Origin of the sequence: Tissierella pigra, from assembly GCF_018917845.1 — a bacterium.
In the GTDB taxonomy this organism is placed as follows: domain Bacteria; phylum Bacillota; class Clostridia; order Tissierellales; family Tissierellaceae; genus Tissierella; species Tissierella pigra.
Map to the genome: position 1 here is coordinate 1381116 of NZ_JAHLPJ010000001.1, position 17169 is coordinate 1398284.

General features: G+C 28.2%; 18 protein-coding genes. 16 read left to right on the forward strand and 2 right to left on the reverse strand.

Going from position 1 to position 17169, the window contains the following annotated elements; translation table 11 throughout:
• Positions 1–30 precede the first annotated feature (30 nt).
• The 13 genes from KQI41_RS06715 (at position 31) to KQI41_RS06775 (ending at position 13501) form a co-directional block, all read left to right on the forward strand.
• Positions 31–975, forward strand: a complete 945-nt coding sequence (locus KQI41_RS06715) for an ABC transporter ATP-binding protein (RefSeq protein WP_154439197.1) — start codon at positions 31–33, stop codon at positions 973–975.
• A complete protein-coding gene (locus KQI41_RS06720) occupies positions 972–1667 on the forward strand; it encodes an ABC transporter permease (protein ID WP_154439196.1) in 696 nt (231 codons plus the stop codon). Before KQI41_RS06715 ends, KQI41_RS06720 begins: the two co-directional genes overlap by 4 nt.
• A gap of 1090 nt (positions 1668–2757) precedes the next feature.
• Positions 2758–2925 (forward strand): hypothetical protein, encoded by a 168-nt coding sequence (locus KQI41_RS06725; RefSeq protein ID WP_154439195.1) that lies wholly within the window; start codon positions 2758–2760, stop codon positions 2923–2925.
• 94 nt (positions 2926–3019) lie between these two features.
• Entirely contained in the window at positions 3020–3991 is a 972-nt protein-coding gene (locus KQI41_RS06730; RefSeq protein ID WP_154439194.1) for an ABC transporter ATP-binding protein, read from the forward strand.
• Positions 3992–3993: 2 nt separating this feature from the next.
• Positions 3994–4764: an ABC transporter permease gene (locus KQI41_RS06735; protein ID WP_154439193.1), complete on the forward strand. Its 771-nt coding sequence runs from the start codon at positions 3994–3996 to the stop codon at positions 4762–4764.
• A complete protein-coding gene (locus KQI41_RS06740) occupies positions 4764–5534 on the forward strand; it encodes an ABC-2 family transporter protein (RefSeq protein ID WP_154439192.1) in 771 nt (256 codons plus the stop codon). Before KQI41_RS06735 ends, KQI41_RS06740 begins: the two co-directional genes overlap by 1 nt.
• A gap of 19 nt (positions 5535–5553) precedes the next feature.
• Positions 5554–6777: a YcaO-like family protein gene (locus KQI41_RS06745; protein WP_216585067.1), complete on the forward strand. Its 1224-nt coding sequence runs from the start codon at positions 5554–5556 to the stop codon at positions 6775–6777.
• Entirely contained in the window at positions 6743–7597 is an 855-nt protein-coding gene (locus tag KQI41_RS06750) for a peptide arginase family protein (protein ID WP_154439190.1), read from the forward strand. The genes KQI41_RS06745 and KQI41_RS06750 overlap by 35 nt, the downstream gene beginning before the upstream one ends.
• A gap of 522 nt (positions 7598–8119) precedes the next feature.
• On the forward strand, positions 8120–9631 hold the full coding sequence (locus KQI41_RS06755) for a S41 family peptidase (RefSeq protein ID WP_195837918.1): 1512 nt from the start codon (positions 8120–8122) through the stop codon (positions 9629–9631).
• Positions 9632–9934: 303 nt separating this feature from the next.
• Complete coding sequence (gene murB, locus KQI41_RS06760) at positions 9935–10846, forward strand: UDP-N-acetylmuramate dehydrogenase (protein ID WP_154439188.1); 912 nt, start codon at positions 9935–9937, stop codon at positions 10844–10846.
• The gene (locus KQI41_RS06765) at positions 10847–11614 is read left to right on the forward strand and encodes a PHP domain-containing protein (RefSeq protein ID WP_154439187.1); all 768 of its coding nucleotides are present in this window, start codon (positions 10847–10849) and stop codon (positions 11612–11614) included.
• A gap of 12 nt (positions 11615–11626) precedes the next feature.
• Positions 11627–12484, forward strand: a complete 858-nt coding sequence (gene rapZ, locus KQI41_RS06770; protein ID WP_154439186.1) for an RNase adapter RapZ — start codon at positions 11627–11629, stop codon at positions 12482–12484.
• Positions 12485–12496: 12 nt separating this feature from the next.
• Positions 12497–13501 (forward strand): gluconeogenesis factor YvcK family protein, encoded by a 1005-nt coding sequence (locus tag KQI41_RS06775; protein WP_154439185.1) that lies wholly within the window; start codon positions 12497–12499, stop codon positions 13499–13501.
• Between the two features lie 10 nt (positions 13502–13511).
• Here the strand turns inward: KQI41_RS06775 and KQI41_RS06780 are convergent, their stop codons facing one another.
• A complete protein-coding gene (locus KQI41_RS06780; protein WP_154439184.1) occupies positions 13512–14033 on the reverse strand; it encodes a hypothetical protein in 522 nt (173 codons plus the stop codon).
• A gap of 148 nt (positions 14034–14181) precedes the next feature.
• Complete coding sequence (locus KQI41_RS06785; protein WP_154439183.1) at positions 14182–15207, reverse strand: M42 family metallopeptidase; 1026 nt, start codon at positions 15205–15207, stop codon at positions 14182–14184.
• A gap of 155 nt (positions 15208–15362) precedes the next feature.
• On the opposite strand from KQI41_RS06785, the gene KQI41_RS06790 reads away from it, so the two are divergent.
• From KQI41_RS06790 to KQI41_RS06800, 3 genes are read left to right on the forward strand one after another with little or no spacing between them, the layout of a single operon-like run.
• A complete protein-coding gene (locus KQI41_RS06790) occupies positions 15363–15764 on the forward strand; it encodes an NUDIX hydrolase (RefSeq protein WP_154439182.1) in 402 nt (133 codons plus the stop codon).
• Between the two features lie 20 nt (positions 15765–15784).
• Positions 15785–16744 carry a DNA-binding protein WhiA gene (whiA, locus tag KQI41_RS06795; RefSeq protein ID WP_154439181.1) on the forward strand — a complete coding sequence of 320 codons (960 nt, stop codon included), beginning with the start codon at positions 15785–15787 and terminating at the stop codon, positions 16742–16744.
• The gene (locus tag KQI41_RS06800; protein WP_154439180.1) at positions 16737–17123 is read left to right on the forward strand and encodes a GrdX family protein; all 387 of its coding nucleotides are present in this window, start codon (positions 16737–16739) and stop codon (positions 17121–17123) included. The genes whiA and KQI41_RS06800 overlap by 8 nt, the downstream gene beginning before the upstream one ends.
• Positions 17124–17169: the final 46 nt, after the last annotated feature.

A 17169-nucleotide genomic window follows, 5' to 3' on the forward strand; every position in this document is an offset into this window, starting at 1 on the left:
ATATTATCTTAAAAAGAAAGGGAAAAATAAATGAATAAGATAGTACAGATTAAGAATGTACAGAAAAGATTTGGAGATAATATAGCTCTTGATAATATTAGTGTTGATTTCAATGAAGGATGTATACATGGATTACTAGGCCACAATGGAGCTGGAAAAACAACGTTAATAAGGATTATAGGAGGAATTTATAAGCAGGATAAGGGAGAAGTAGAGGTATTAGGGTTAAATCCAATTCATGATGGATATGAGCTTAGAAAAAACATAGGTGTCTTATCTGAAAATATGTGTATGTATGATAGATTAAGTATTTATGACAATTTAATGTTCTATGGAAAGCTTTATAATATAGAAAAAAAAGAATTAAAAAGCAGAATAGATAATTATCTTAAAATGTTTCAAATTTCAGAGTTTAAAAATAAGCTCATTAAAGATTGCTCTACAGGAATGAAAAAGAAGACAGGAATAATTAGGGCGATTATCAATGAACCAAAATTACTTTTATTAGATGAAGCTTCCAATGGATTAGACCCCATAAGTAAAGACGAATTTCATGGGCTTATTAAGGAATTAGTTAAAATAAAAAATATTTCTGTGGTCTTATGTAGTCATGATTTAGGAGAAGTGACGAAGTTATGTGAACATATCACTATAATAAAAAAAGGAAATGTTGTATATAGTGATAGTGTAAGCAGTTTATCCAGTAATAAAGAGTCTATAGGAATTAAAATAGATACTATTCAAGATTTATTTTCATTTAAAGAACAAATACAGAAGGAATTAAAAGATAATAAAATTGATTACACAAAGTTTAATAGGAACTCAATAGAGATGGAGATTCCCAGCTTAAATGATATAAATATGGTTATAAAGGTTCTTATAAATTATAATTTAAATATTATAAATGTGGAGCATAAAATATTTGATTTAAACAAAATTTATTTAGACAGCCATAGAGAGGAAAATGCAATATGATAAAGGCTATTGTAAAAAAAGAAATGAAAGAGTTATTAAAATCAAAAGAGTTTATTTCATATTATATAATGCTCATTATAGTCATAGGAATTATGATACCTATATCCTCAAAAGAGAGTATATTAAATAGGAACTGGTATGTAATGGGGTTTTTGTTTCAGATTATAGCCAGTGTTATTCCTTCTGGATTGACAGCAGACTCTTTTGCAGGAGAAAAGGAGCGAAAAACAATAGAAACTCTATTCAATTCTCCAGTACCATTGATATATATTTTTTTAGGAAAAGTAATATATATAGTCATTGTGACCTTAATTATTATGACTATAATTTTTGGAATAAGCTATATATTATTTATAATAATGAATTTTATAGAATATAAAAATCTGATTTTCAACTTTTATTCTTTTAAAGCCATATATTTTATATTTATCAATTCCTTAATAGTATGTTTTTTTACAACTTTTTTAGGAGTGTTGATTTCTCTGAGAAGTAAAACTGTAAAGGCAGCTAATCTATTTAATTATTTTATATCAATGCCTATAATAGCACCAGTTTTAGGAAAGCTATATACTGGAACTATGCCATGGTCTTTTATATTAATATATCAGCTGATTTTATTCATAGGCATTGGTCTATTATTAGTTATAATTAAAAACAAATTTAAAATACATTCTATACTGGAAAATATGTAGTTTAATGGTATTGTTTTAGTTTATTATAACTATATTTGAAATAACATCTAAAGAATTGAATTATACTTTTATAGATATACTAACATAAAGATTTTCAATATTAGTTTTCTAAATTATAAATATAAAATAGGCATATTTTTTATAAGAAATATGCCTATTTATTATTAACTATTAATACAATATTCAGAGATGTATGCAACAGAGATTATATCATTAATTTCTTTATAAAAGTAGTTGAATTTTATTATAAATTATATTATGATATATCAATGAAAATATAGATTTAATATGATGGGAGACAATTTATGGAGAGACAAAGTAAAGCTATTAATAAAATTACTGAAGGAGTTGTTTGGAAACAACTGCTTATTTTTTTTATATTGTAACATATGACTAAATTGAATTTAAAGTTAACGAAAACAGATAGTTAGACAAAATTCGAGTTTCTTGCAAAACTTGTCTAACGAAATATGTTGATTTTGATATTACTGTATGTTTTAATGTATATTAATGAACCTTGCTGTACAACTAAAAAATTCTAATGGAAGATGGTATCACTCAATTGGATAGGTTACAATAAACTAGACAATAAAAATAAGGTTATGTAAACGATTAATAGAAAAAGGAGAGAGTTTATATGACAAAAAGAGAAAGAAGAACCTATACCTAAGAATTCAAAGATCAAATGGTAAAACTATACGAAAGTGGTAAGTCTAAGAATGATATTATATCTGAATATGACTTAACACCCACGAAGTACTTATTACTATGAATCAAAAGCTAAAGAGTCTGAAGATGAAATAACACCAAAAGTTATTGCTATATTTAAAGCAAGTAGAAATAACTAGGGCACAAGAAAAATCAAAGTCGAACTTAAAAAAGCAGGCTATGAAGTATCTAGAAGAAAAATAGATAGAATATGAAATAAAATGGCTTAGTATCAAACTATAAAGTTGCCCAGTACAAGCCTCCTGTGGATAAATGTAATAAATCAAAGATAATACGATATTAGAAATGCTTTTTAGTTTCAACACGATAAGTTTTTATCTAATAAATATTCAATATCAAATGCAAAAAGGTGGTGAAGTTTATGGGTAGAAGGCGTAGTGAAGTAAGTATGATAGAATGCTCTAATTACAATTTAGAGGAAGACAACCTATTTTATATGGATATAGAACAAGCAAAAAAATTGATGAGATTAAGAGAAGTTTCTCCTATAGAAATTAGAATATTAAAAGAACTTAATGCTCAAGTGTAGAATTTATAAAATTTTGTTTTACTGAATATTTATATTCTGTATTTAAGATAACTAAACTTATCGTGTGAAATTAATTTAGTAAAGGAGAAATAAGATGGAAAAGAAAGTTATAGAATGTTCAAATTTAAATTACTCATATACTTCTTATGAGAAAAAGCAGGGGTTGAAGGGAACTCTTGCTGATTTTTTTAAAAGAGAAAAAATACAAATTGATGCTATTAAAGATATAAACTTGACTATCTATGAAGGAGAAATAGTAGGTTTACTGGGTTCAAATGGTGCAGGTAAGACCACATTAATTAAACTTTTAACAGGAATATTAGAGAAAAAGAGTGGAGAAATAAGTTGTTTAGGTTCAAATCCTTTTAATAGGAGAAAAGAATATTTAAAAAATATAGGTGTACTATTTGGTCAAAAAAGTCAATTGATTTGGGATCTTCCACCTATGGACACATTATATATGCTCAAAGAGATGTATAATGTAAGCACATCAGTATTTGAAGAGAATATTAAGGAATTATTTAATATTCTTGATTTACATCAATGGAAGGATACTCCAGTAAGAAAATTATCATTAGGGCAAAAAACAAAATTTGATTTAGTATGTACCCTATTTTACTCTCCCAAAATAGTTTTTCTTGATGAACCTACAATAGGTTTAGATATTAATAGCCAAAATCAAATACATAAATTTCTGTTAGAAGTAAACAAAAAGAAAAAAACTACAATTATTCTGACAAGTCATTATATTAAAGATATAGAGAAGTTAGCAGAGAGAGTAGTTATTATTAGCAAAGGTGAAAAAAAAGAGGATTGTTCAATTGCAGATTTGTCCAATAAATTCAAGGTTAAAAATTCATATATAATAGAGAGTAAGAATGGTGAGCTACCTTTTTTACAAGACGAAGAAATGATTGTAAGTCAAATCAATGATTTGACTTTCAAAATAACGCTTTTTAGTGGGACATTAAAGTCAATAAATTTAGATTTGGCTAATATTCTTTCTATTAGAGAAGATACTCCAAATTTAGAAGATATACTTTCTGAAATATTTTTGGAGGTTTGATAATGAATACATATATAAAAATAACCATTAATCAAATTTTAATTGAATTAACATATAAGTTTAATTTTATATTATCAATAATATCTAATGTTATTCAATTGATGACTGGGATTTTTGTTTGGAATAGCATTTATGCATCAAATGTTACAATTGAAAAATATAGTTTCAGTGAAATTGTAATATACCTTATATTAACTACAGCAACAGGATTATTATTTTCATTTGAACCAATATTTAGATTAGGGCGCATGATCCATAATGGAAAGTTGAATGAAATGTTAGTTAGGCCAGTGAGTATATTAGGAGAATCTTTTGCTTATTATACTGGAAAAAAATCAATATTTATATTTATTTATACTATGCTAATTTTAATATTTGGTATTAATGCTATAGAAAAACAACTTTTACAGATAATTATGTTGCTAGTAGTAAATTATATTATGTTTTTTATGTTGATATCGTTAATTTCAACCATATCTTTTTGGATTATTGAAATTTGGCCTTTAAGACCAATCCTAAATGCTTTTTATATGTTGTTAGGTGGAATTTATTTTCCTCTTGATTTACTACCAGATGAGATGTATAGAATAATTAAATATAATCCATTTTCAATAGTTGGACATTTTACAACTAGAGTTATTCAAGGGAATTATGACAGTAGAGTCATTAAAACGTTAACATTAGTTTCCATACTTTATGCAATTATATTTTTTATCCTATATAAAAGAATTTTCAAAAAAGGGTTAAAAAAATATGAAGGAGGTGGAAACTAATGAATTTTAAGATATATAAGAATTTATTATATCAGAGTTTCTCAGAGATGATGTCACATCGATTTACATCGATTTGTATAATAATATTTGGAATAATGTTTATTGGAATTGAATTTATTGCAGGATATGTATACTTTCAGTTTTCAGATTTATTGTTAGGATGGAGTAGGGATGATTATTTTTTACTTATTAGTTCTTTTAATATAATAACATATGGTTATCAATTCTTCTTTATATTATCACATGAGATATTATCAGAATCAATAATTGAGGGTGAACTAGATTATATTCTTATTCGGCCATTGAACTCATTCTTTTTTTACTCTCTATATAGAGTTGATATTCCAAGTATTATAGGTTTAATCATTTCTATAATCACATTTAGTTTTTTCTTGCCAATAAGGTTAGGTTTATTAGAAATTGTCATAGTTTTTCTTATGTTTGTATTAAATATTGTATTTGTATTTTTAATAAATCATATTGTAGTAATAACATCTTTTTGGAGCGAGAAGTCGGAAAAATTATTAGCTCTTCCAGAATATATTATGGATTTTTCTGCAAGACCAAGAAACTTTTATCCGAGAGGAATTAAGTTTATTTTTAGCATAATTATTCCCTCGTTTATAGCCACAAATTCTATTGTTGATTTTATTCGTAAAGAGTTTAATATATTGGAATATATTTGGTTTTTAATTTTTATATTTATTTTAGGAATTCTATCATATTATTTTTGGAATAAAGGCTTGGAAAAGTATCAGTCAGCAAACTAATATGAAAGGTTGAGTGAATGTGAAGAATATAGAAAGAGCCTTAGATACAAAGCAGGCAATTAGATTCGCAAAGGAGCATATAAATAGATTAAATTTAGATCATAGTATTCATACTTATAAATCAAGTAATAAGCATATAAATACAACTGTAGTTAATATTAGTAATTATGATTGGCTAGGTGGCAACTTAATAGGGAATGGGAAAGGATTCGGAGAACAATCACTTGCTAGTGCACTTTTTGAAACTTTAGAACATTATTATTATGCTGAGGATGCTAAGAATTATGAATTTACTAATCTAAAGATTCAAGAAATTTTGGATAGGTGTCCCGTATTAAATAAAGAATTTCCAATAAATTATATTCATAATATGAACATAGATGAAGATATTAAATGCTTTGGATACAAATCATTTAATAAGGCTAGTGAGATTTTTTATCCAGCATTTCTTATAAACGTAGATTTAAATTATACTGTTGATGAAAAGTTGAACAGTGTATTAAAATATGTATCTAATAGTGGTTTTGCAATGGGAATTTGTTTCGAAGAAGCTGCTATACATGCTATTAATGAATTACTTGAACGAGATGCATTATCAATGCATTATATTGATTCTTTTATTAATGAGGAGCCTAGAAGGATAGTTAAAAAGAGTTCTTTGAATGAATATTTATTAATGCTTGTTGATGTAGTAGAAAAAACTGTAGGGGCTGAAGTGGAGATAGTTGATATAACAAGTAATTTAAAAATTCCGAGCTATATGGTATACTTTAAACGGTCAGATTTTAAAATTCCTATAAAGGGGTTTGGGACATCATTAATTGCAGAATATGCACTTGAAAGAGCACTTTTAGAATGCTTACAAGCATTTCATTTATATGATATTGATTTAGAGATAGAAGACCAACAAATACTGATAAATTTTGAAGAATACCCCGTTTATAAAAGAATTGCTCTCTTGGATTACAATATTAATTGTGTAAATGTAGAGATGAAGACAGAAAATAATAATCAGTATACGGTTAAAGAATTATTGAATATTATAACTGAAAAATTAGACTCGAATAATTTACATGTATATTATAGAGTTATTTACGATTCAAACAATGTTTGTTGCATTAATGTAATAATACCTTCCATAGAGAAGTTTTATCTTGTCGGCTTGGGGATGTGTGTCATACCTAATGATAGAGGAATGGAGAGGATAAATGGTGGAAAAAATTACAATTATAGCAGAACATAATGAAGCTTTTAAGAAAATAGTTCATTTTCATCTTAAAAATAATGTAGTATATGATTTAATTCATATAGATGAACACCATGATTTAGGATCGCCTATTGTTAATCAAAATAGCTGGAATCAGCTTATAAAGGATAAAGAGCAAATAGACATAATATCACCAATATTGGATGATATTACTTTTAATCAACTTAAGATATCAGATTATATAATTTCTTCCATTTATTATGGTGCAGTTAACTCTGTTTTCTGGCTCTCTAATAGAGAACTAGAAAAGTATATGGAATTTACATTAGAGACAGAAGCTGTTAGTGAAAGCCATATGTTGATAAGCATTAAACCTGAAATAATAAGTGGAGGAGGAAATAACTTTTTACTTGAGGTTAAGCCAGACACAAACATTGAAGCTTTTATGAAAAATAGAATTATTCTAAGTATTGATTTAGACTACTTTTCGTGCAATGATGTGGTTGGAGAACATGGAAATATTGAGATTACAGAAAATGAATATAAATCATTTATTACAGATAATAATCATAAATTTAAATTATTATTTGGAAGCAAGGTAGCGGCTTATTCTAGGGAGGGTCATTACTTTCTTGAATATAATGAGTTTGATGGGCCCTTAGAGAATAAGATTCGAAATAAAGATGATATAATAATTAAAATAGATCAGATAATAAAATTTTTAATATTTAATAATGTAATAATTGATTATCTAATAATATGTAGATCAAATATCAGTGGTTATACAACTACTGAAGAAGCAATATGGATGGAAACAAAATTAATAGATGCTTTTGAAATGTCAGGACTAATTTAACCTGTTGTGCTAGTAAAACTTACTAATAAAAAACTCTGACAATTATATTATCCTCTTATCATTGATAGCCACAACGAATGATAGGAGGATAATATATGCCAGAGCTATATAAATCTTTAACTATTATAGGAGACAAAGGTTATGGGGTGAAAAGCTAACTTTAGAACTAAAACAAGAAAAAGAAATAGACTTAATTTCTATGAAAAGAAATAACAGTAAATCTCAATTTCCACAGCCGCTTCGACAGTTAATTTTTAAAGCTAGAAGAAGGATAGAGATCTCATTCTCTCAATTGACTGAGCAGCTTAATCTAAATAAAGTTAAAGCTAAGTCTCTATGGTGCTTAATAACTAGACTAAGAACTAAAATTTTAGGTCATAATATTTGGATTATGATTTCCTAAAGATAGTCTAGCCTTATATATTACCAAACTGTTCCTATAGATAATTAATTTTATATAGCACAACAGGTTAATTTAAATAGTAGTGTTTAGTGTATAATTTCAAGATGGAGGTGCTAAATATGAATTATTTTATGCTAATTATAGTTTCTCTATGTACTATTTTATTATCTGGTTGTTCAAAGGGGAAACATATGGAGAGCATAAATGATTTGTTAAAAGAAATAAATACAAGTCGGGTTAGCTCTCATGAAGTTATAGATGATTTAAGTAGATTTATTTATAATTTTAATAAAGACGAAATAGGTTTAAGTAATGAAGATATAGATTTGTTGACAGAGTATGATATGAATTCTCTTGATGAAAAATTTAATCCATATAGACAAATTACTAAAGTCCAAGCCATAAAAGATGTAGATTATTTATTTGATTTTCTAAAATATTCATATGCTCCATATACATTTTTTGGTGGAGACCAAATTTTTAATAATGCCAAATTTAGTACCATCAATACCATTAATGAAATAAATGCGGATACATTAACAGCAGAATATTTTTCAGATATACTAATAGACAACTTAAATTTTATTCAAGATGCTCATTTTTCCATAAATGGACATCAGCTTGTAGATAAAAAGTATTATTTTCATAACGACGAATTAGAATTTTTATTAGATCCTAGAAAAGGATATTATACATATATAGATAATATTAGATATTATCTAAAAGATATTGATAATAGAAAAAAATATGATGACTATTTAAAATTATCTATAAATAAAGAAGGGGATTTAATTTATTATCTAGGTAAGGTTCAATCATTAGGACAGACTTTAACTTTAAATGTAAAATTATTTGATGAAGATAATAGGGAAATACTAAAGACAATAAAATTGAAAGAGGCTAAAATTTTAGACATAGAAAATGATAAAGTTTTCAATGAAAAAATTGAAGGGAATATTCCAATAATATCTCTGAGAACTATGGTAGAGAAAGAAAATAATACTATCTTTATAGAGACACCTAGTGTGATAAATCAATACCCCATTAGTATTATTGATATTAGAGGAAATTCTGGAGGGCAAGATACCCTAGGAATTAAGTGGTTTACTAACTTTACAGGAGAAAGTCCTAAGAAAATTTGTACAACTGCTACTTTATATAGCAAAGTAAACAGTTATATCACTGAGAAATATTTACAAAATATAGATACTGATTATGATGATGAATATATTAAAGAAATAATAGAAAATGAAAAACAAAAAATAGAATCAAATATAAATCAATGGGGTATATCCTTGGGAAGCAATACTAAAATAAAAAATAATAATATTATTTTTGTATTAGTTGATAAAAGAACAGCTTCTTCAGGTGAATCTTTTGTAGAATTTCTATATAATTTAGAAAATATAGTTTTTGTAGGTACAAATACTGGAGGAGTTACATTAAGCGATAGATATGTTGAAGGAAGGCTTTATAGCTCTAAAATAAATTTTCAGTTTGGGCGTGTGTTAAGTATATATGATGAAAAAATCCATAAAGAGGGAGTTGGATTTTTTCCAGATATATGGGTAGGAGATAATGATACTCTTGAAAGGGTTTTATTATTAGTAAATAAATATACTAGGAAATAGAAATTTGACATTTTTATATCATTGATTTTTTTCTAAAAGTAGTTAAATTTTATTATAATTTATAATAAATAGATGGGAGATACTTTCATACTTCTATATTATTTATTTTTTATTATATGAAATTTCTAAAGAAAAAGAATATATAACTATAACTAGGTAGGGCTTATATGCCCTACTTTTTATTGTACATAAACAAAGGATTTTAAGAATATTATAATGTAATGGGTATAAAATAAATTAGTAATACTAGGCTAAATTTGGTACAATAATAAAGATAAAGACAATACACAAGGGGTGATTTACTTGAAAATAAAAGGACTACAAGAAATCTTTGAAAATAAATCTTTTGGAAAAATTTTATTTAATGAACCAATGAGAAATCATACTACCTTTAAAATAGGTGGTCCAGCAGATGTAATGATTATTCCATCTAATGAAGAAGAACTAATAAATGTAATTATATTCTGTAGAGAAAATAATATAGATTTTTTAATCATGGGAAATGGAAGCAATTTACTTGTTAGAGATGGAGGTATAAGAGGTGTTGTAATTAAAGTAAATGAAGGGTTTAATGAATTAACAGTAGACGGAACTAAAATATATTGTCAGGCTGGAGCATTACTATCTACTGCTAGTAAATTAGCTTTAAAACATAGTCTGAAAAACTTTGAATTTGCATCTGGTATACCAGGTACCATAGGAGGAGCAATTACAATGAATGCAGGAGCCTATGGAGGGGAAATGAAAGATGTAGTTAAAATGGTTAGAGTGTTGGACAAAAATAACCAAATTAGGGAATATACAAACGAAGAAATGAATTTTAGATATAGAAACAGCAGAGTATGGGATGAAGGATTAATTGTCCTTGGTGTAGAGTTAGATTTAGAAGTGGGAGAATATTCAGCTATTGAAGAGGTAATGAAAGATTTGACCTGTAGAAGAACATCTAAACAACCACTTGAGCTGCCAAGTGGAGGTAGCACATTTAAAAGACCAGAGGGACATTTTGCTGGAAAATTAATTGAGGATGCAGGACTGCGTGGACTACGACATGGGGGTGCTCAAGTTTCAGAAAAACACTGTGGATTTGTAGTAAATGTAGATAATGCCACTTGTAAGGATATATTACATCTAATATCTGTTATTCAGAAAGTAGTTAAAGATAACCATGGTGTGGAATTAGAAACGGAGATAAAGTTATTGGGAGAGGATTAGATGATAAAACTAATTGGTGATTACCATACTCATACTGTATATAGCAGTGGGTTTAGAAAAGAAGGCAAACATGCAACAGGCACCATAAGAGATAATGCAGAGGTTGCTTTATCTAAGGGACTTAGAGAAATTGCAATTACTGAACATGGACCTTCTCATTATCTTTATGGTCTTAGAGAAAAGAGGATTCCTGCTGTTAGGGAGGAAATAAATAGATTAAATGAGGAGTTTATACCTAAAGGACTTAAAATTTTACTTGGAGTAGAGTCTAATTTAATAGGTTTAGATGGTACTATTGATATAGAGGAAGAATCTCTTAAATATATAGACTTTCTGATTATGGGCTATCACTATGGTGCAACTCCAAAAGGAATTAGAGATGGTTTAGGGTTATATGGATTAAATCCATTATCCAAGTGTTTGTCCATATGCGAAAAAAAAGCTATAGAACTGAATACTAAAGCTTATATAAGGGCATTGAGGAAATATCCTATAGATATGATTTCTCACCCAGGTTCTAAGGCAAAGGTAGATATAGTAGAGCTTGGGAAGGAAACAAAAAAATATGGTACTGCACTAGAAATAAGTTCAAAGCATAGTCAGTTATCGGTGGAGAGTATCAAGCTTTTATTGGATATGGATATAGTCTATATGGTAAATAGTGATGCCCATAGACCTGAAGATGTAGGAAATGTGGAAAATGCCATAAGAAAGGCAAAAGAGGCAAACTTACCTCTTAATAGGATAAAAAATATAGAGATAAACTAATGAGGTGTAATTATGGAGTTTTTATTGATTAGTGGAATGTCAGGAGCTGGTAAATCTCAGGCAATGAAGGTAATGGAAGACATGAGTTATTATTGTATGGATAACTTGCCTCCTGCACTTTTACCAAATTTTGTAGAGTTATGTTATGAGCTGAGAAAAGATATTGATAAGGTAGCAGTAGTAGTAGATATTCGTTCAGGAGAATTCTTTGATCATTTATTTAAAGGTTTAGAAGAACTTAAAACTAGAGGTATAACATATAAGATACTTTTTCTTGATGCAGCTGATAATGTTTTAATAAAAAGATATAAAGAATTAAGAAGACCTCACCCCTTAAATCCAGAAGGAAGTATTAGTGAAGGAATTAAGGAAGAAAGGGAAATGTTAAATGAGGTAAAAAAGAGAGCTGACTATATAATAGATACATCTAATTTAACCTTAGGGATGTTGAAGGAAGAAATGTCAAATATTATTTTAAAGGGAAAGAAATCTAGAAATATATCTATTTCAGTAATTTCTTTTGGATTTAAACATGGAACCTTATTAGATGGTGATTTAATATTTGATGTAAGATTTATTCCAAATCCTTTTTATATTCCAGAATTAAGAGAGTTTACAGGAAAAGATCAAAATGTAAAAGATTATGTATTTGGATGGCCAGAAACTAATATTTTTATATCAAAAACCATAGATATGTTAGAGTTTTTAATTCCTCATTATACGAGGGAAGGAAAAACACAGTTAATTTTAGGAATAGGATGTACTGGTGGAGTCCATAGATCAGTGGCAATAGCAAATAAAATTGCCGAGATACTAACAGCTAATGGACATAGAGCAGCAGTAGATCATAGAGATAATAGATTAAAATAAAGGGGAATATTTATGAAGGATGTAGAAATAAAAAAGAAATTGTCCATGGGACCTAAATTTGTGGTTATAGGCGGAGGTACAGGGCTATCAGTCTTACTAAGAGGATTAAAAGGATTTACATCAAATATTACAGCCATAGTTACTGTAGCTGATGATGGGGGAGGTTCTGGAAAGCTTAGAGAAGACTTGGGTATGCTTCCTCCAGGAGATATTCGTTCCTGTATACTTGCCCTTGCAAATACAGAACCTACCATGGAAAAACTTTTACAATATAGATTTACAGATGGAATATTAAAAGGACAAAATTTTGGTAATTTATTTATAGCGGCCATGAATGAAATATATGGAAGTTTTGAAAAGGCAGTAAAAGAAACCAGTAATGTATTAGCCGTTACTGGAAAGGTACTTCCTATGACATTAGAAGATGTAAAACTTTGTGCAGTACTTGAAAATGGCTCTACCCTTAAAGGAGAATCCCATATACCAATTGATGCAATAAAAGAAGGAAGCAGAATAGATTATATTTATACTGATCCTAAAATATCATATCCCTTAGAGGAATCTGTAGAAGCAATTAATGAGGCAGATATTATAGTTTTAGGTCCTGGAAGTTTATATACCAGCGTTATACCAAATCTTTTAGTAAATGATATAGTGGATACAATCTACAATGCAAAGGCACCTAAAGTATATATTACAAATGTCATGACTCAACCAGGAGAAACTGATGAGTATGATGTACTAGACCATGTAGATGCAATACTAAAACATAGTACTTTAGATTTCTTAGACTATGTAATAGCCAATACAGAAGAAGTACCTTATTATATACTTGAAAAATATGTAATGGATGGTTCTAAGGCTGTTTTAATGGGGGTAAAAGACGAAGAAATATTGAGATCTAAAAATATAAAGCTAATAGGGTCTAAGTTAATAGATATTAGAAAAGAATATATTAGGCATGATAATATTGAATTAAGCAGACTATTAATGGAAATAGCAAAAAAAGAAAAATAAGCAAAGGTGCTTATTTTTTCTTTTCATCTATTAATCTAGATATAATATTTCCAGCAGTTTTTTTAGTCAATGTATCATAATTTACCTGATAGTTTAGTTCACCAGCTAATTTTTTTATAGTTTCTATCTGCCTAGGAGTAGGAGGTTCTTCTGAAGAAATTGGATAATTTTCTTCTCCATCAGATACTACTGATTCCTCAATAGACAATTCTTCCACTGCAGTCATACCTACATTGGTTAAGTCCCTAAGAACCCTAGCTTTAGCACGAGTAGAAGCCATTCTAATTAGATGAGGAGCTAATGCAGAATTAACAGACCGTGGAGAGGCATCTCCTATATCTTGAAATCGTTCATTTTCTGTAGTGGCTATTGCCTTACATATGGCTGTCATATTATTCTCATTAGTAGGTATTTGGATTATCTCTACTTCTAAAGAGAGAAGATTCATTTGATGTGCCAAATCAAGAAGCCCTTCATAAGTTACAAAGGATTTGCCTTGTAAATTTATAATAAATCTTTCATTTACAGTCATAAAATCACCTCTAATTATATATTCCCCAAATAAAAACTTATAATCGTTGGATAATACTGGAATCAAGTTTTTAAAAAATAAACACTGAACAAAAAATATACTTTAGTCCAGTGTTTAATTCATAATGTAAAACTATGTTATAGTATAATTACTTAGTTAAATATGCTATTCCTAATTTTATAGTGCTGTCAATTGCTTCAATATGAGTTCTTTCAAAGCTATGGGAAGCGTCAACTCCAGGTCCAATTAAACCTACCTTAATATCATATCCAGCTCTAAGAGCAGCAGATCCATCAGAACCATAGAATGGATATATGTCTATTTGGTGATTTATATTATTTTCTTTAGCTAGATTAACAAGTCTTTTTCTAAGGTCATAATCATAAGGACCTGTACTGTCTTTAGCACAAATTGTAACTGAAAATTCATCAGAAGTTTGTCCCTCTCCAGGAGCTGCCATATCCACTGCTATGAATTCAAAAGTTTTTTCAGGTATAGAAGTAGAAGCACCATGTCCAACTTCTTCGTAAGTAGATATAAAGAAGTTAGTTGTATAGTTAGGAGTGATATTATTTTCAACTAGATATTTTGCCATACCCAATAAAGATATAACTCCAGCTTTATCATCTAAATGTCTTGATTTAATAAAACCTGATTCAGTAACTACCGCTCTTGGATCAAAGAATACAAAGTCTCCTACATTGATGCCAAGATTCAAAGTATCTTCTTTTGAGAAAACCCTTTCATCTATTCTAATTTCCATATTATCTGCATTTCTTTCAATAGTCTTAGTGCCTTCGCCATGAACGTGTGAGGAAGCTTTAGTAGTCATTATAGTACCAGTATAAGTTTTTCCTTCAATAGTTTCAATAGTTACATGTTCACCTTCTATTGTACTCCAAACATATCCACCTAATTGAGTAATTTTAAGTTTTCCATTTCCTTTTATTTCTTTTACCATTCCACCTAAAGTGTCTACATGGCCAGATAATGTTACTTCTTTATCCTTATTTTTTCCTTCAATTGTAGCTATTAAAGCACCTTTATTTGTTCTTACTGTAGGAATATTTAATTCTCTAAACTTTTCTTCTATAAAAACTATAGCTCTTTCTGTATTTCCAGTGGGACTTGGAATGTTAAGTAGTTGTATCAAGTTTTCAGTTAAATATTTCATGTTTATCTCCTCACTTTCTAAAATGTCTATAGATATATTATATTGCTATTGTAATTATAAGTCAAAATCATTTAGCAAATCTAGCAATAATATAGTATAATTAGATTATATGTTTCTTGGGAATAATTTAATTAATATATTGGGAGTTGGTTTCAATGATGGAAGAAGTAAGTGCTGGAGGTGTGGTAACATTTGGCAACACCATATTACTTTTAAAAAAATTTAATGGTGATTGGGTACTACCTAAGGGAAGAGTAGAAAAAGACGAGACTTTAAAGGAAACAGCTTTAAGAGAAGTTTTAGAGGAATCTGGAGTAAAAGCTGAAGCTGTAAAATATATAGGTATGGTTCATTATAAATATAAAAATTTAAAAGAGAATGAAATGGTTTATAAAACTGTTCATTGGTATTTAATGAAAACAAATAGTATGGATTGTACTCCGCAAAAAAAAGAAGGATTTGTAGATGCGATGTTTGTTCATATAGATAAGGCTAAAAATTTAGTAAGGTATCAAGATGAAAAAAATATTATTATCAAGGGATTAAAGATGTTGTAGATATGAATTGAGGTGATTAAATGTCATTTTCAGCCACAACTAAAAATGAATTGTCTAGAATACCTTTAACGGATCGATGTTGTGCGATGGCAGAACTAGCGGCTCTTGTACGAATGAATGGCACTATACAAATATCAGGAATGAAAAAGATTAATCTAAAATTTACTACTGAAAACGCCGCCATTGCCAGAAGGATTTTTTCTCTATTGAAGGCAATTTACAATACTGAAGTAGAGGTAATGGTTAGAAGAAATAAACAGCTAAAGAAAAATAATAATTATTTAATAATAATCAATAATAAAGATATATCAAGAAAAATATTAGAAGATATAGGATTTATTAGAGATGAGTCAAGTGTTTTTAATCCCAATTTTACAATTCCAGAAGAACTCATAAAGAACAGATGTTGTAGACGTTCCTATATTAGAGGTGCATTTTTAGGTGGAGGTTCTATTAGTAATCCAGAAAAGACTTACCATCTTGAATTTGTAACCAGTAATGAGGAACATGCTATAGATTTATCTAATGTAATCAATTCCTTTGGATTAAATTCCAAAATAGTTATTCGAAAGGAAAACTATGTAGTATATATTAAGGAAGGTGAACAAATAGTAGATTTATTAAATATCATAGGAGCACACCAGGCGCTTTTAAAGCTTGAAGACATTCGAGTATTAAAAAATGTGAGAAATAATATTAACAGAATAGTAAACTGTGAAACTGCAAATTTAAGTAAAACCATAGATGCTTCTATGAGACAAGTAGAAAGTATAAAATACATTAAAAATACTATTGGTTTGGAAAAACTACCAGAAAATTTGAGGGAGGTTGCAAGACTTAGATTAGAGTATAGTGAAGCTAGTCTAAAAGAAATAGGTATGATGCTGGAACCACCTGTTGGGAAATCTGGAGTTAATCATAGATTTAGAAAAATAGAAGAACTAGCAGATAAGTTGAGAGGAGATAGGAACAATGTCTAATTTTATAGTTACAAACAATCCTTATGTATATGAGAAGTATAAGGATAAAATGGATATGATTTATAAAGAGGAACTTAATTATATACAGTTATTGGAGTTCATAAGAGATAAAATTCATGAAGGTCATCAATTACTTACTCATCCACTATCAGGAAGTATAAAGCCTAATGAAACACCTTATAAAACAGTTATGATTTCAAAGGATAAAGGAAGCCTTGATACAAGTGGAATGTTAATAGTTGAAGAAAGTATAGAGACAGCTAAAAAGTTTCAAACTAATAAACCTACTCCTGATTGGGTAGAAAGCGTTTTAGATGATTTTAGAGTTATAGATTTATCTTTAATAGAAAATGTAATTGATAAACTCGGACATAGATAGGATTATATCAATTTTGAATTTTGAATTATGAATTAAAAGATTTCCT

Bases quoted from the DNA above. Each gene is read 5' to 3' on its own strand.
- KQI41_RS06715 (WP_154439197.1), top strand. From the start codon at position 31: ATGAATAAGATAGTACAGATTAAGAATGTACAGAAAAGATTTGGAGAT.
- KQI41_RS06720 (WP_154439196.1), top strand. From the start codon at position 972: ATGATAAAGGCTATTGTAAAAAAAGAAATGAAAGAGTTATTAAAATCA.
- KQI41_RS06725 (WP_154439195.1), top strand. From the start codon at position 2,758: ATGGGTAGAAGGCGTAGTGAAGTAAGTATGATAGAATGCTCTAATTAC.
- KQI41_RS06730 (WP_154439194.1), top strand. From the start codon at position 3,020: ATGGAAAAGAAAGTTATAGAATGTTCAAATTTAAATTACTCATATACT.
- KQI41_RS06735 (WP_154439193.1), top strand. From the start codon at position 3,994: ATGAATACATATATAAAAATAACCATTAATCAAATTTTAATTGAATTA.
- KQI41_RS06740 (WP_154439192.1), top strand. From the start codon at position 4,764: ATGAATTTTAAGATATATAAGAATTTATTATATCAGAGTTTCTCAGAG.
- KQI41_RS06750 (WP_154439190.1), top strand. From the start codon at position 6,743: ATGGTGGAAAAAATTACAATTATAGCAGAACATAATGAAGCTTTTAAG.
- KQI41_RS06755 (WP_195837918.1), top strand. From the start codon at position 8,120: ATGAATTATTTTATGCTAATTATAGTTTCTCTATGTACTATTTTATTA.
- KQI41_RS06765 (WP_154439187.1), top strand. From the start codon at position 10,847: ATGATAAAACTAATTGGTGATTACCATACTCATACTGTATATAGCAGT.
- rapZ (WP_154439186.1), top strand. From the start codon at position 11,627: ATGGAGTTTTTATTGATTAGTGGAATGTCAGGAGCTGGTAAATCTCAG.
- KQI41_RS06775 (WP_154439185.1), top strand. From the start codon at position 12,497: ATGAAGGATGTAGAAATAAAAAAGAAATTGTCCATGGGACCTAAATTT.
- KQI41_RS06780 (WP_154439184.1), bottom strand. From the start codon at position 14,033: ATGACTGTAAATGAAAGATTTATTATAAATTTACAAGGCAAATCCTTT.
- KQI41_RS06785 (WP_154439183.1), bottom strand. From the start codon at position 15,207: ATGAAATATTTAACTGAAAACTTGATACAACTACTTAACATTCCAAGT.
- KQI41_RS06790 (WP_154439182.1), top strand. From the start codon at position 15,363: ATGATGGAAGAAGTAAGTGCTGGAGGTGTGGTAACATTTGGCAACACC.
- whiA (WP_154439181.1), top strand. From the start codon at position 15,785: ATGTCATTTTCAGCCACAACTAAAAATGAATTGTCTAGAATACCTTTA.
- KQI41_RS06800 (WP_154439180.1), top strand. From the start codon at position 16,737: ATGTCTAATTTTATAGTTACAAACAATCCTTATGTATATGAGAAGTAT.